The organism is Halomonas sp. NO4, from assembly GCF_010994375.1.
Classification (GTDB): Bacteria; Pseudomonadota; Gammaproteobacteria; order Pseudomonadales; family Halomonadaceae; genus Halomonas.
Genome location: NZ_WHMA01000054.1, coordinates 1 through 13,292, shown reverse-complemented (window position 1 = coordinate 13,292; position 13,292 = coordinate 1). Strand labels below are relative to the sequence as shown.

Annotated in this window: 11 protein-coding genes and 2 pseudogenes; 7 read left to right on the top strand and 6 right to left on the bottom strand. The window is 56.4% G+C overall.

Annotated features, from left to right (window positions below; genetic code table 11):
• Positions 1-140 precede the first annotated feature (140 nt).
• Positions 141-1,082: an IS1595 family transposase gene (locus FEF15_RS18370; RefSeq protein WP_163560783.1), complete on the top strand. Its 942-nt coding sequence runs from the start codon at positions 141-143 to the stop codon at positions 1,080-1,082.
• A gap of 5 nt (positions 1,083-1,087) precedes the next feature.
• Here FEF15_RS18370 and FEF15_RS18365 read toward each other — a convergent pair whose 3' ends face one another.
• From FEF15_RS18365 to FEF15_RS18350, 4 genes are all read right to left on the bottom strand, one after another.
• Complete coding sequence (locus FEF15_RS18365) at positions 1,088-1,834, bottom strand: SDR family NAD(P)-dependent oxidoreductase (protein WP_163560781.1); 747 nt, start codon at positions 1,832-1,834, stop codon at positions 1,088-1,090.
• A gap of 293 nt (positions 1,835-2,127) precedes the next feature.
• Entirely contained in the window at positions 2,128-3,429 is a 1,302-nt protein-coding gene (locus tag FEF15_RS18360; RefSeq protein WP_163560780.1) for a TRAP transporter large permease, read from the bottom strand.
• The gene (locus FEF15_RS18355; RefSeq protein ID WP_163560778.1) at positions 3,426-3,947 is read right to left on the bottom strand and encodes a TRAP transporter small permease subunit; all 522 of its coding nucleotides are present in this window, start codon (positions 3,945-3,947) and stop codon (positions 3,426-3,428) included. The genes FEF15_RS18360 and FEF15_RS18355 overlap by 4 nt, the downstream gene beginning before the upstream one ends.
• A gap of 62 nt (positions 3,948-4,009) precedes the next feature.
• Entirely contained in the window at positions 4,010-5,026 is a 1,017-nt protein-coding gene (locus FEF15_RS18350; protein ID WP_163560776.1) for a TRAP transporter substrate-binding protein, read from the bottom strand.
• 537 nt (positions 5,027-5,563) lie between these two features.
• Here FEF15_RS18350 and FEF15_RS18345 point away from each other — a divergent pair.
• The 6 genes from FEF15_RS18345 (at position 5,564) to FEF15_RS18320 (ending at position 11,730) form a co-directional block, all read left to right on the top strand.
• Positions 5,564-6,733 carry an exo-alpha-sialidase gene (locus FEF15_RS18345; protein WP_163560773.1) on the top strand — a complete coding sequence of 390 codons (1,170 nt, stop codon included), beginning with the start codon at positions 5,564-5,566 and terminating at the stop codon, positions 6,731-6,733.
• Positions 6,730-7,680, top strand: a complete 951-nt coding sequence (gene pdxA / locus FEF15_RS18340) for a 4-hydroxythreonine-4-phosphate dehydrogenase PdxA (RefSeq protein ID WP_163560771.1) — start codon at positions 6,730-6,732, stop codon at positions 7,678-7,680. The genes FEF15_RS18345 and pdxA overlap by 4 nt, the downstream gene beginning before the upstream one ends.
• The gene (locus FEF15_RS18335; protein WP_205598587.1) at positions 7,677-8,600 is read left to right on the top strand and encodes a dihydrodipicolinate synthase family protein; all 924 of its coding nucleotides are present in this window, start codon (positions 7,677-7,679) and stop codon (positions 8,598-8,600) included. Before pdxA ends, FEF15_RS18335 begins: the two co-directional genes overlap by 4 nt.
• Entirely contained in the window at positions 8,597-9,721 is a 1,125-nt protein-coding gene (locus FEF15_RS18330) for an iron-containing alcohol dehydrogenase (protein WP_163560767.1), read from the top strand. The genes FEF15_RS18335 and FEF15_RS18330 overlap by 4 nt, the downstream gene beginning before the upstream one ends.
• Before the next feature lie 200 nt (positions 9,722-9,921).
• The gene (locus FEF15_RS18325; protein WP_163560765.1) at positions 9,922-10,971 is read left to right on the top strand and encodes a four-carbon acid sugar kinase family protein; all 1,050 of its coding nucleotides are present in this window, start codon (positions 9,922-9,924) and stop codon (positions 10,969-10,971) included.
• 12 nt (positions 10,972-10,983) lie between these two features.
• The gene (locus FEF15_RS18320; RefSeq protein ID WP_163560763.1) at positions 10,984-11,730 is read left to right on the top strand and encodes a FadR/GntR family transcriptional regulator; all 747 of its coding nucleotides are present in this window, start codon (positions 10,984-10,986) and stop codon (positions 11,728-11,730) included.
• A gap of 244 nt (positions 11,731-11,974) precedes the next feature.
• Here FEF15_RS18320 and FEF15_RS18315 read toward each other — a convergent pair.
• Together FEF15_RS18315 and FEF15_RS18310 are read right to left on the bottom strand one after the other, a co-directional pair.
• Positions 11,975-12,166: pseudogene (locus FEF15_RS18315) on the bottom strand (IS3 family transposase); the annotation flags it as partial.
• 41 nt (positions 12,167-12,207) lie between these two features.
• Positions 12,208-13,152: pseudogene (locus FEF15_RS18310) on the bottom strand (IS1595 family transposase).
• Positions 13,153-13,292: the final 140 nt, after the last annotated feature.

Below are 13,292 nucleotides of genomic sequence, written 5' to 3'. Positions count from 1 at the left end.
GGAAGCGTGGATTGGCGACCTTGCGGCCATTTGAGTCGATAGCAAGATGGGATAGCCCCACCTGATTACGCATGTTGATCAGCTATCACGACAGCCTTTGGCTATACTGGAATCGTACGGAACGTCAAGGAGTTAGCGTTATGGCTCGCAATCCTATCCAGTTCCAGTCCGGCCAGTCACTGCCGGCGTTTCTCGAGCAGTACGGCACAGAAGAACAGTGCCGGGCGGCTCTCTTCCAGCACCGTTGGCCCAAGGGGTTCGTGTGCCCCGAATGCGGCAACACCACCGGCTGCCAGCTCGCGCGCGGACTGTACCAGTGCCATCACTGCCATCATCAGACCTCGCTCACCGCCGGCACCATCTTCCATGCCACCCATCTGCCACTCACCACCTGGTTCCTGGCCATCTACCTGCTGACCCAACGCAAGAACGGCCTCTCGGCGCTGCAGCTATCCCGGGAACTCGGCGTCAGCTACAACACCGCCTGGAAGCTCAAGCACAAGCTGCTGCAGGTCATGCACGAGCGTAACCAAGGGGAAAGGCTCGCTGGGCGCATCGAGATCGATGATGCCTACCTGGGCGGCGAACGGCCGGGAAAGCGCGGGCGCGGCGCCGAGCACAAGGTCCCGTTCGTCGCCGCGGTACAGACCGATGACGACGGCCATCCGCAGCGCGTCCAGCTACGCCGCGTGAGCGGCTTTACCCTGGCCGGGGTGCGTCGCTATGCCCATGCCGCCATCGCGCCCGGCAGTCAGGTGGTCAGCGATGGCTTGGGCTGTTTCCGGGCCTTCGAGTCACCGGCCTACACCCATGAACGCCTCATCACCGGCGGTGGTCGTGCCAGTGCCCAGATCTCCGCGTTCAACTGGGTCAACACGGTGCTGGGCAACGTCAAGAACGCCATCACCGGTAGCTACCATGCGATACGTGGCCAGCATGTGCCGCGTTACCTGGCCGAGTTCGAGTACCGCTTCAATCGACGCTATGACCTCAAGGCCATGATCCCGCGGTTTCTGACAGTGGCGGCCAGAACGCCGCCGATGCCTTACCGGCTGCTGAAGATGGCTGAGCCATATACGTAATCAGGTTAGTTTATATAAGTCCCGCCATTAACATTAATAATTTCTCCAGTAATAAAATCAGCCATATTAGATGCAAGAAAAAGGACAGCATCTGCTACGTTTTGAGGTGTCCCCAATCTTTGCAAAGGTACATTGGAAACAACTTTTTGGAAGTATTCCTCGCTCCACTGTTTGATCATGTCTGTTTCGACAGGGCCAGGGCTAACTCCATTGACATTGATATTGTGCTTGGCCATTTCCAAGGCAAGATGCCTTGTCAAGTAATCAACGCCAGCTTTAGATGCCCCGTATGAAGGGGCGGCATTTTTATGTCCGGATTTGGCCGTGGTGGAGCTGACGTTCACAATTTTTCCGCAACGCTTCTCTACCATATGAGATAAAACCGCTTTACTGAAATACAAGTTTCCATTCAGGTTAACATCGATAACACGATGCCAATCCTGTAAATCCATATCTAAGGTAGAGCTACGCATGTTAATGCCAGCATTATTCACCAAAATGTCAATTCGCCCAAAATAGCCTATTGTTTTTTCTGCAACTGCTTCCGCAGTTTCAGGTTTTGTGACGTCCCCCGCGTAAATCAAGCATTCTCTTCCCAGTTTCTTCACATCGCAGGAAACGTCATTCAAAAGATCCCGATTTGTTCCAACTATTGTAAGAGATGCTCCATTCTCAGCCAACGTCTTAGCAATACTTTTGCCTATCCCTCTGCTGGCACCTGTTATGATTGCCACTTTATCAGGTAATAACATAGTTTTTCACCTTAAAAATAAATCATTATTCCGAGACTATCGGTTAGCTGCAAGGGGGGCAACAATCAGTCGCAGCTGTCCCACTGTTTCCTTGGGAAAACTGGTGCTGGCTGGACGATGCGCAGGCCATGTAAACGAGGACAGTACGTCTTGAATCTGGTTTGGCAGCCAGATAACCCAGCTATCAGGTAAGACAAGCTACTTGAGTTGCCATATCATGACCACTGATTCGGTTACCTGGCACGCTTAACTACTAGGCGACTAGAGTCCAACTCTTGAGCGGCCCCCTTAGTCTATCGCATTAATAGATCCGGTAGGAATGTCACAATTTGAGGAAATACAATAATGCTTAAAATAGAAATAAAATAGATTACCACAAAAATAATTATATGGCGCAGCATTTTCAGCACATTTGTATCTGCTATCTTTGCAGCTAACAAAGTAGATAATCCATAAGGCGGCGTCACGGTTCCAAGACGAATAGCCATAACGGTAACAATACCCGCAACTACTGGGTCAATTCCCAACCCTCGTATCACTGGAACCGACAGGGGTACAAAAATAAGCATGGCTGAATTTGGCTCCATGAAAGTACCAAGAACAAAATACAGCAACACTAACAGCAGCAAGAAAGCAAAGGCACTGAAATCATTACCAACAATAAAATTAACAACGGGGTCTAGTGCTTGATAATACGAAAGAACCCAGGACAAAAAGGAAGCTGCCGCAATCAGTATGTAAATGGAGGCCGAGTCTGTTACAGCTCTGTGCATGACTCCCATGTAATTCTTGAACCTCCTTTCCTTCTTGATAAAGAAGGCTACCAAGAACACATAAACAACAGCAATAGCGGCTGCTTCTGTTGCCGTAAATATACCTGCCATTATCCCCACGATGACAACTAAAAACAAGCTGACTGGGAATATGCTTTTCTTTAACGCGACGCGCTTGGAGAGTTTTTCATCATTGCTTAACCCAATGAGCTCGTTGCTCACAGGTCCAACCTTGTTTTTTGATGCATAATAATAAGCATAAATCATTTGGGTTGCCCCAATCAAAATCCCCGGGATAATCCCCGCCACAAATAACGCAGCCACAGAAGTCTGAGATAACGCCCCATACACAATCAAAAGAATACTTGGGGGAATAATAGATCCAATGGTAGAGGAAGCAGCTGTTAAAGTTGCTGCAAACTCTTTGCTATAGCCTGCTTTCACCATCGCAGGAATCAAAAGCCTGCCTAAAGATGCCACGTCTGCAACAGAAGATCCCGATATAGCACCAAAGAACACGCTCGTTACAATGTTGATGTGAGCTAGACTACCCTTTAGGTTACCAACCAACGATTTAGAAATATAGATCAAGTCATCCGTCACTTTCGTTAAGTTAAGCAACGCACCGGCAAAAATAAATAATGGAATCGCCAGTAACGTAAAACTGGAAAACGATTCAATCATGACAGAACTAGCTTGCGTTAAACTCACCAGCGGTTCGAATAAGATCGGAACCACTGAAGCAATAATAATACTAAACGCAACAGGAACGCCAATCAACAAACAAACAAGGAAAATAGAAATAACGGCCAGTAGAATCATTCTCCCGCCACCTCTTTATCATCTTCTTTAGTGAACAAATACCTGGCATTGATCAGGTGAAAGTAAATCATGAATATTGAGCCCACGAGGAATGCGGAATAATAGTAAATTAGCGAAGGTTGTGAAGGTAGGAACCGAATCGATACCAACTCTGTTCGCGTCAAGCCTGATTGAAATGCAGCGACCCCGATAAACAACAGAATAATCATCCCGAAAAGAGAAAGCAAATAGACAATTATGCTTTTCACCTTGCGTCCAGTTTCACCCAAGTAATCCGAGAAAATGTCGATTTCCAAGTGGGCTTTCTCTTTTACAGCCAAAGCGGACCCTAGAAAAACAAGCCACAACAGGGAGAACTTTCTTAAAACCTCCAGCTCTGGCATAGAGTAAGAGAAAACATATCTCGTGATCACACCAGTAAACAAGGTGATGGAAAGCAGCGCCAGCATAAATATGCTAACTGCACTTACCACACTTACCATTCTGATGCTTGCAATATTTAAGTTTCTATGTAACATATCACAATCCCAAAAAGAGTTTGAACTGCCCCATAAGTGTCAGGGGCAGTTCAAACAGATCTTCAGTTAAAGATTTCCTCAACCAGGTCTTCTACATCATGTTCTTCAGCTAATTCGTTTAACTGAATCCGGGATCTTTCAACGAACCCCTCACGATCTGGATTAGTAAAAGTTACACCAAAATCATTTTTCAACGTTTCCATATCTTCTCTGGTTTGGTCAAATGCCTTGCTAATATATTCAGGCTGCACGATATCCGCCGCTCTCTTTATGGCTTCTTTATGTTCGCTTGATAGTGACTCATACCGATCATTATTCATGACCACAAAACCCAGAGTTAGACTATGTTGTGTTCTAGCTACGTTTTTCGCAACTTCGCCGAAGCGTTGTTGAATCATCGCATCCAAGCTATTTTGTGAACCTTCTACAACTCCTGTTTGTAGAGCAGAGTATACTTCATCAAAAGCAATGCTAGTCGGATTTGCACCTAAGTTTTGCCACCACTCTAACTCAGTAGCCCCTGTGCCACTACGCATTGTCCTTCCTTCTAAATCCTCAACACTGTTAATCGGGAAAGTGCTAATAATATTCCTTTCCAGACCACCCGCGTACATTACTGTTTTCAGACCAGGGTTCTCTACTAGCAGATCTTCAAAATAAGAGAGCTCTCCTTCCGTATTCACGATAGATTCATAGTGCTCTCTATCTTTAAATAGATAATAAGAGCTTAACACCTCAAATACTGGGTTTTGCTCTGCAAACCAACCCGAATCTGAGTAGATTATATCAATATCACCAGAGATAACGGATTGATACAAGGTAGACGCATTACCAAGAGTTCCACCAGTATGAACAGTTACTTCAATGGCGCCGTCACTTTGATTTTCAACTTCCTCCCCAAATTCTACAAGAGCTCCAGCTAGCAGCGAGTCCTTCGGGTTAATGGTCGCAGCTACCAGCTTCACCGTTTCTGAAGCTTGCGCAGAACCATCATTGGAGAAGCCACTGACGACGGGGAGCAGCATCCCTGACAGTAATAAAAACGATGATTTCTTCAAAGCAGCCTTTTTTAAAATCATTTCTTACTCTCCTTTTGGATACAAATAAAGTTAAGCTTTTGATCCATACTGCTGTGAGTATAGCCGTTGATCCATACTGCTGTGAGTATAGCCGTGGATCGCTAGGGCGCTAAGGCGACCAGACCAAAGGCGCCACAAAAGGAATCGCCTATGCAGGGGGGGGTCAGCCTGGGCCAAGCGTACAAGTACGATGTCGCCAGCGCTGAGAGATATTGAGTCGGCGACCAAGCTGGTGCCGTGTTGTCCCTGCCAAACCACACCCACGCATATTGGTGTCATTGCCCCTCCTCGATGTGCCGTACACCCGAACAATGGCTTCAGCTCACAATGTTGTCAATTCAAGAAATCAAACAAACCTGTTCACCATGACAAAATAATGTCAAGGTATTGATTTACAAGATATTAATGCACATATTATCCTTTGGTCTAATCGCCAATTCTGCGACTGATAACTTGACAACATCTCTGTCAGTGACGATGCTCACCGTCACCGGGGCAGCGTGAGCGCCCCCATGACATTAAGGAGTGTATGAGCGAATGACACCTGACGACATTGCATCAAACATGGACGGTACACTGGTCTCTCGTCCCGGCGGGAAGGAGGCGATCCTGCCCTCATTGGCGGTGCAGAATCATGCCGCTTTCCTTTCTATTCTTCCCGATGGCGCATTGCTCTGCGCGTGGTTTGGCGGAACGCTCGAAGGCAAGTCGGACATCTCGATCCACGCCTCGGTACTGGCGCCGGGCGCCGATGCCTGGGGGCCTGCGCAACGCCTCACCGACGACTCGGCCCGGTCCGAGCAGAACCCTGTGATCTTCACGTCGCCCGAGGGCGAGATAATGCTGTTCAACACGACCCAGCCCGCCGGCAACCAGGACGAGGCGCGGGTGATGATGCGCCGACTCGAGTTGGATGGTGACCATGTAGCCAGTGGCCCATGCCGCGACATCGGCTTGCCGGATGGGACCTTTATCCGCGCCCCCCTGCGCATCCGAGGCGATGGGGCCTGGATGCTGCCGCTGTTTCGTTGCAATCCTCGCCCGGGGCAACGCTGGAATGGCAGCCACGACACGGCCGCGATGGCGGTATCGACCGACCGAGGCGAAACTTGGACGATCGTGGACGTGCCGGACTCGCTTGGCGCGGTTCACATGTCACCCGTGTCCCTCGGGGAAGATCGGTTGGCGGCCTTCTACCGCCGGCGTCAAGCCGATTTCGTGCACCGTTCGGAAAGCCTCGACGGCGGCCATACCTGGACCCCACCCGCCCCCACCGACGTGCCGAACAACAACTCCTCGATCGGCGTGACGCGACTCGCCGATGGGCGAATCGCCATGGTCTGCAATCCGGTCTCGGCGGCGATGTCCCAAGACCGGCGCACCTCCCTCTACGACGAGTTGGGTGAAGATGATGACCGGCCCGATGCGTCGGGAGGTTGCCAGCCAATCTGGGGCGTGCCGCGTGCACCGCTGACCCTGTGCCTTTCCGAAGACGATGGCTGCACTTTCCCGCACCGAATCGTCATCGAGGACGCCCCGGGTACCTGTCTTTCCAACAACTCGGTGGACGGCCGCAACAAGGAGCTGTCCTACCCCGTCATCCTGCAGCAAGCCGACGGGCAGGTGGACATCGCCTACACCCTCTATCGGCGGGCCATCAAACACGTTCGGCTCAGCGTCGATTGGATCAACGGAGCAACCGTATGAACGACATCATCGGTATCACGATGGGTGACCCGGTCGGGATCGGTCCCGAGATAACGGTCAAGGCACTGGCCGAGATGACACCCGAGCAGCGAGCAAAAACGCGCGTCTTCGGTAACCTGGCAACGCTCGAGGCGGCTCAGAAGGTGATCGGCACCTCGCTCGACTTCGCTGGCCTGGTCGAAGATATCGAGGTGCCGGGCGCCCCCTTGCCCTGGGGACGACTCGACCACGCGGCCGGCGACGCCGCCTTCCGCTTCATCGAGGCGGCGGTACGCGCGGCTGAGGCCGGAACGATCGGCTGCATCGTCACGGCTCCCATCAACAAGGAGTCGCTGAACGCCGCCGGCCACCATTACGATGGCCACACCGGCATGCTGCGCGACCTGACGGGATCGGATGCGGCCTACATGCTGCTGGCTTCCGAACGGTTGGAAGTGATCCATGTCTCCACCCATGTCTCGCTCAAGGATGCCATCGGGCGCGTCACGCCCGAGCGAGTGTTGGCGACGATCCGCGCGGGCTACGAGCATATGCGGCGTATCGGCGTCGAAAATCCCCGCATTGCCGTCGCAGGGCTCAACCCGCACTGCGGAGAGAACGGCTTGTTCGGCAACGAGGACATGGAGCAGATCAGGCCAGCTGTCACAATGGCGCAGGATGAGGGAATGGACGTCGAGGGCCCCATCTCGGCCGACACGGTCTACTACCGCGCCTATCAGGGCGGCTTCGACCTGGTGATCGCGCAGTACCACGACCAGGGGCATATTCCCATCAAGCTCGTGGCATTCGACACGACAGTGAACGTCTCGGTGGGACTGCCGATCGACCGCACCTCGGTCGATCACGGCACTGCCTTCGATATCGCCGGTACCGGCAAGGCCAACCACACCAACTTGAACGCTGCCATCGCCTATGCGCGAAAACTGGCGGCAGGCAGGGGCGCATGATGACAGCTCACGACTTCAGCGGCGTGTTCTGTGCCGCCGCAACCCCCTTCGCTGAGGATGGCAGCCCGGATCACGCCGCCTTCGCTCAACACTGCCACGCCCTGAATGAGGAAGGTTGCGACGGTATCGCTCTCCTCGGCACGACCGGCGAAGCGAATTCCTTGGGCCTCGAGGAGCGGCAGGAGCTTCTGGACCGTGTCATCGAGGCGGGCATCGCCCCATCGCGGCTGGTTCCCGGGACTGCCCAAACCAGCGTGCCGGACAGCGTGGCGCTGACCCGACACGCGGTCCAAGCCGGCGTGCGGGCAGTCGTGCTGTTGCCGCCCTTCTATTACAAGGGGGCCAGCGACGAAGGGCTCTTCCGCGCCTATGCCGAAACCATCGAACGGGTCGCCGACGACCGGCTGCGGGTGATTCTCTATCACATTCCCCAAATATCGGGAGTCGCGATCTCGCAGCAGCTCATCGCTCGCCTGCAAGCCGCCTACCCGGGAATCGTGGTCGGGGTGAAGGACAGCTCCGGCGACCTCGACAACATGAGCCGCACCATCGCCGAGTGTCCGGACTGTGCCGTGATGGCCGGGGCCGACCCCTTGATGCTGCCCTTGCTGCAATCGGGAGGCGCCGGTTGCATCACAGCCAGCTCGAACCTGGTCGCCTCGGACCTGAGGATTGTCTTCGATGGGTGGGCGGATCCCGCGCGAGAGGCCGAGGTCGCGGCGGCGCAAGCGCGCATCAACGCCTGGCGCGAACTGACCAACGCCTACGTTCAGCTGCCGACCGTCAAGACGATGCTTGCCCGTCGCCGGGGCTGGGACGGCTGGACCCGTGTCCGCCCACCGTTCGTGGAACTTGACGACGAAGCGCGTGCGTCGGTCTGGGCGCAGATGGAACAACTCGAGCAGGGGGAGAAAGCATGAGCACAATCGACAACCCGATCACCATCCATCAACCCAAGCAGCTGGAAGTCGGGGCTGGCGCCGCCGCTCGCTTGGGGGCGTGGGCAACAAACGCCCGGCGACCGCTGGTCATCGCCGGTGAGCACACGGCGGGCTATGCCGACGCCCTCGAGTTGCCGGGGCAGGTCACCGTCTTCGCCGACATTCCGCCAGAGCCCGACACCAAGGCACTCGACATGGCGATGGCCGTAGCCCGCGATTGCCGACCCGACCTGGTCGTGGGCCTCGGTGGCGGGTCGGTGATGGACATCGCCAAACTGGTCGCCGCACTCTGGGACGGGGAACAGACGCTCGAAGACGTCGCCGGACCGAACCACGTGCAGGGCCGTCGCACCCCCCTCGCCCAGGTCGCCACAACGGCCGGCACCGGATCCGAGGCAGGCATTCGTGCACTGGTCACGGACCCTGAGACAAAATCGAAGATCGCGGTGGAAAGCCCGTTCCTGCTGGCCGACTTCGCCGTACTCGATCCCGTGCTCACCTACTCGGTACCGCCCGCCGTGACCGCCGCAAACGGGATCGATGCGATGGCGCATTGTGTCGAAGCATTCACCAACATCAAGGCGCACGACCTGATCGACGGCTATGCGCGGATGGGGATGTCCCTGATCGGCAAGTATCTGCCCCGTGCGGTCGCCGATGGTCAAGATACCGAGGCGCGCGCCGGCATGATCCTCGCCTCGTATTACGGCGGGATCTGCCTCGGCCCGGTGAATACCGCCGCCGGCCACGCGCTCGCCTATCCCCTCGGCACACGGCTCAGCCTACCGCACGGCTTGTCGAATGCGATCATCTTCCCGCACGTGCTTGCGTATAATGCGCCGGTGCGACTCGAGAAGAGCCGTGAAATCGCCAAGGCGCTGGGGCTTGACTTCGACGACTCGCCCGAGTCGCTGTTCGCTTCCGCCCACGCCTTCTGCCGAGATCTCGGGGTCGAGATGCGGATTGCCAGGCACGGTGCCCACGAGGAAGACCTGCCTGCTTGGGCCGAGGAGGCACACAGCATCCGGCGGTTGATGGACAACAACCCCCGCGACATGACCGTCAGCGACGTGCTCGCGATATACCGTGCCGCGCTTTAGATCGCAGCGCTTGGCGCCTCACCGGCGGTTGTACACACCCGGCCAAGGGAAATGATGCCCATGCCGCAATCGAGCTGGCCGCAGGGGGTATGCCGATCCCACCTCGGCCAGGCCATCCCCCTGATGGCCGGTCGAGCGAGTCGCAAGGCCAAGCGGTGACGTGCAATCAATCATTAAGCGATTTCTCAAAGAGAGCTGCGATGGCGCCCACGACTGAACTTCCGAGACTGGCGATCGTTGCCGACGATCTGACCGGCGCGCTCGACTCCGGCGCGGCGTTCGCACGATATGGCTTGCGGACCCTTGCCGTGACCTCACCAGAGGCTATCGAACGCGTATTGGCCGAGGAGTGCCCCGAGATCCTGACCATCTCGACGCAAACACGCGACGCCTCCCCGGATGAAGCAAGACGGCGGGTAGCGCAGGTAGTGACGACACTGCCTGCCGGCACCCCCATCTTCAAGAAGGTCGACTCTCGGCTCAAGGGGCCGATCGCCGCCGAGCTTGACGAAATCCCCTTCCACCGGCTCGTCGCCATGCCGGCGATCCCGCTATTCGATCGCGTCGTGCGCAATGGGTGCGTCAGCGGTTTCGGCGTGGACTCGCCGATATCGGTGGCCGCCGCCCTCGGCCACCATGCCGACCGCGCCTGTATTCCCGACATCGCGCATGACGAGGACATGGACCGGTGGCTTGACGCGACCGATCCCGATACCCTGCTGCTCGGCGCGCGCACTCTGTCCGAACGGATTGCGCGGCGCATGGCCGATCATCGCAACCCGGAGGATGCGCCACTGTCCTTTCCCCCGGCGCTGTGCGTTGTCGCAGGGTCGCGGGACGTGATCACCCTCTCTCAGATCGACTCGCTACTGGCTGCGCACCCGGATGCCGTGCCTATTCTGGCACCGAATGGCTGCTTGGTCGCAGAGTCGGTACAATCAACGCGACTGATGGTGTTGCAGGCCGTTTCAGGGCCCGGTTCGGTCGCGGGCGAGACGGTGGCGGCCAGCCTGGCCGCGTCGTTGACCCAACTCGTGGAGCCCGGCGCCGTGACCTTGCTCTTGACAGGTGGCGCGACGGCGGAGGCCGTGTTACAGGCCAACGGTATTCTGGTCATGGAACTGCTGGGTGAAATTCTTCCTGGGCTTCCAGTCTGTCGCGCCGGAGATACTATATTCATCACTAAATCGGGCGGCTTCGGCGCGAATGACACGCTTGCCAGGGTCGCCGAAATGGTCTGCACGACATAACGGAACAGCCGCATGAGTGATAGACGGGAACCGAATTCGGGACGACGTAGTTTAGGCGAGATGGTCTACGACCATCTGCAGCGTGCGATCAAGTCGGGGTCCTACCAACCTGACGAGCGTCTGCCTACCGAACATGAGCTTGCCGCCGAGTTTCAGGTGTCTCGCCCCATCGTGCGGGACGCGCTGCAGAAACTCCGCGAGCAAGGGCTGATCTATTCTCGGCGCGGCGCGGGCAGCTTCGTACACAGCCTAGGTCTAAGGGAGCCGCTGGGTTTCGGACAGATGGAAAACATTGCCGATCTGGAAGATTGCTACGATTTTCGCCTCAGTGTCGAACCGGGAGCGGCAGCCAGAGCAGCTGAACGGCACAACGCGCAAGATCTCCAACGCATCAAGTCCGCCTTGAAAATGCTGCGTGATGCAACCAACCGTCGCCGACATCATGAGGACGCAGATTTTCAGTTTCATCTCGCAATCTCAAAGGCGTCGGGAAACCGTTATTACGCGACAGCGATGGAAGCGCTGGAAGACCACATCGCCGTCGGCATGCAGTTTCATGGGCTGTCGCTCAAGACAGCGCCCGATGGCCTGCGACATGTGTTTGAAGAGCACCGCGCTATCGCTGAGGCGATCGAGCAGCGCCATCCCGAACTGGCACGTGATCTCATGCGTCAGCACTTGACCGGGTCGCGCGACCGCCTGTTCGAAGGTAAGCGACGTGCCAACGGCTTCCAGCGCCATATGTCGGCAGCACTGTGATTTCTGTGATCTTGCCCAAGAAGCAGTGGACACCTCCTGCACGTGTTTGATGCGCCGTACACCATTCACGAGCAACAGAAACACCCCTTGCGGCTTCGGCTCACGGCAGCTGCGGTCAAGCAGAAGCCTGAAGGCCAATGCCTTCTAGACCATATTGTCCGGCGTTGCCAACAAGCTAATTCCGAAAACGGGGTGGTCGGTTTGCTCCTCCTCCTGATTTTACCCAGCAATTTTGGACACCGATCTAAGCGATCATTCGGGCCTCGAAGGCCTCTGGGATGATCATCCCAATCGCACTGTGCCGGCGCTGCCGGTTGTAGCCCAGTTCGATGAACTCGAACACCTGTCGCCGCATGGCTTTCCTGGTCTCGAACCGCTCACCATGGATCGCCTCGACCTTGAGGCTGTGGAAGAAGCTCTCGGCACAGGCGTTGTCCGTCCCATCCATCAGCTGGCCAACCATAAAATACGACCTGATTACGCATATGGCTCAGCCAGCTTCAGGAGCCGATACGGCATCGGCGGTGTGCTGGCTGCCACTGTCAGCAAGCGCGGCACCATGGCCTTGAGGTCATAGCGCCGATTGAAACGGTACTCGAACTCGGCCAGGTAGCGCGGGGCATGGTGGCCACGGATCGCATGATAGGTGCCGGTGATGGCGTTCTTGACGTTGCCCAGCACGGTGTTGACCCAGTTGAACGCGGGAATCTGCGCGCTGGCTCGGCCACTGCCGGTGATGATGCGTTCATGGGTGTAGGCCGGCGTATCGAAGGCTCTGAAACACCCCAGGCCATCGCTGACCACCTGACTACCGGGGGTGATGGCCAACTGGGCATAGCGGTGTATCTCGGTGCGCGTGAAGCCGCTCACGCGACGCAACTGGACGCGCTGGTGTCAATGGCCCTCTTCATCGGTCTGCACCGCGGCGACGAACGGGAACTTGTGCTCGGCGCCGCGACCGGGCTTTCCCGACCGTTCACCGCCCAGGTAGGCGTCATCGATCTCAATGCGTCCCTCCAGCGCCTCGCCCTGGTTACGCTCGAGCATGACCTGCAGCAGCTTGTGCTTGAGCTTCCAGGCGGTGTTGTAGCTGACGCCGAGTTCGCGGGACAACTGCAGCGCCGAGAGGCCGGTCTTGCGTTGGGTCAGCAGGTAAATGGCCAGGAACCAGGTGGTGAGCGGCAGATGGGTGGCATGGAAGATGGTACCGGCGGTGAGCGAGGTCTGATGATGGCAGTGATGGCACTGGTACACCCCGCGCGCGAGCATGCAGCCGGTGGTGTTGCCGCAGTCGGGGCACACGAATCCCTTGGGCCAGCGATGCTGGAAGAGGGCCGCCCGGCACTGCGTTTCCGTGCCGTACTGCTCAAGGAATGCCGGCAACGACAGACCGGACTGGAACTGGATGGGATTGCGAGCCATGGCACTAACTCCTTGACTACCCGTGTGATTCCAGTATAGCCCCAGGCTCGCGTGATGGCTGGTCAACATGCGTAATCAGGTAGCCCCATGTCCAGTCCGACGACGCGAGAGGTATCAACGTCCATGGTCGGCGCGGGGGC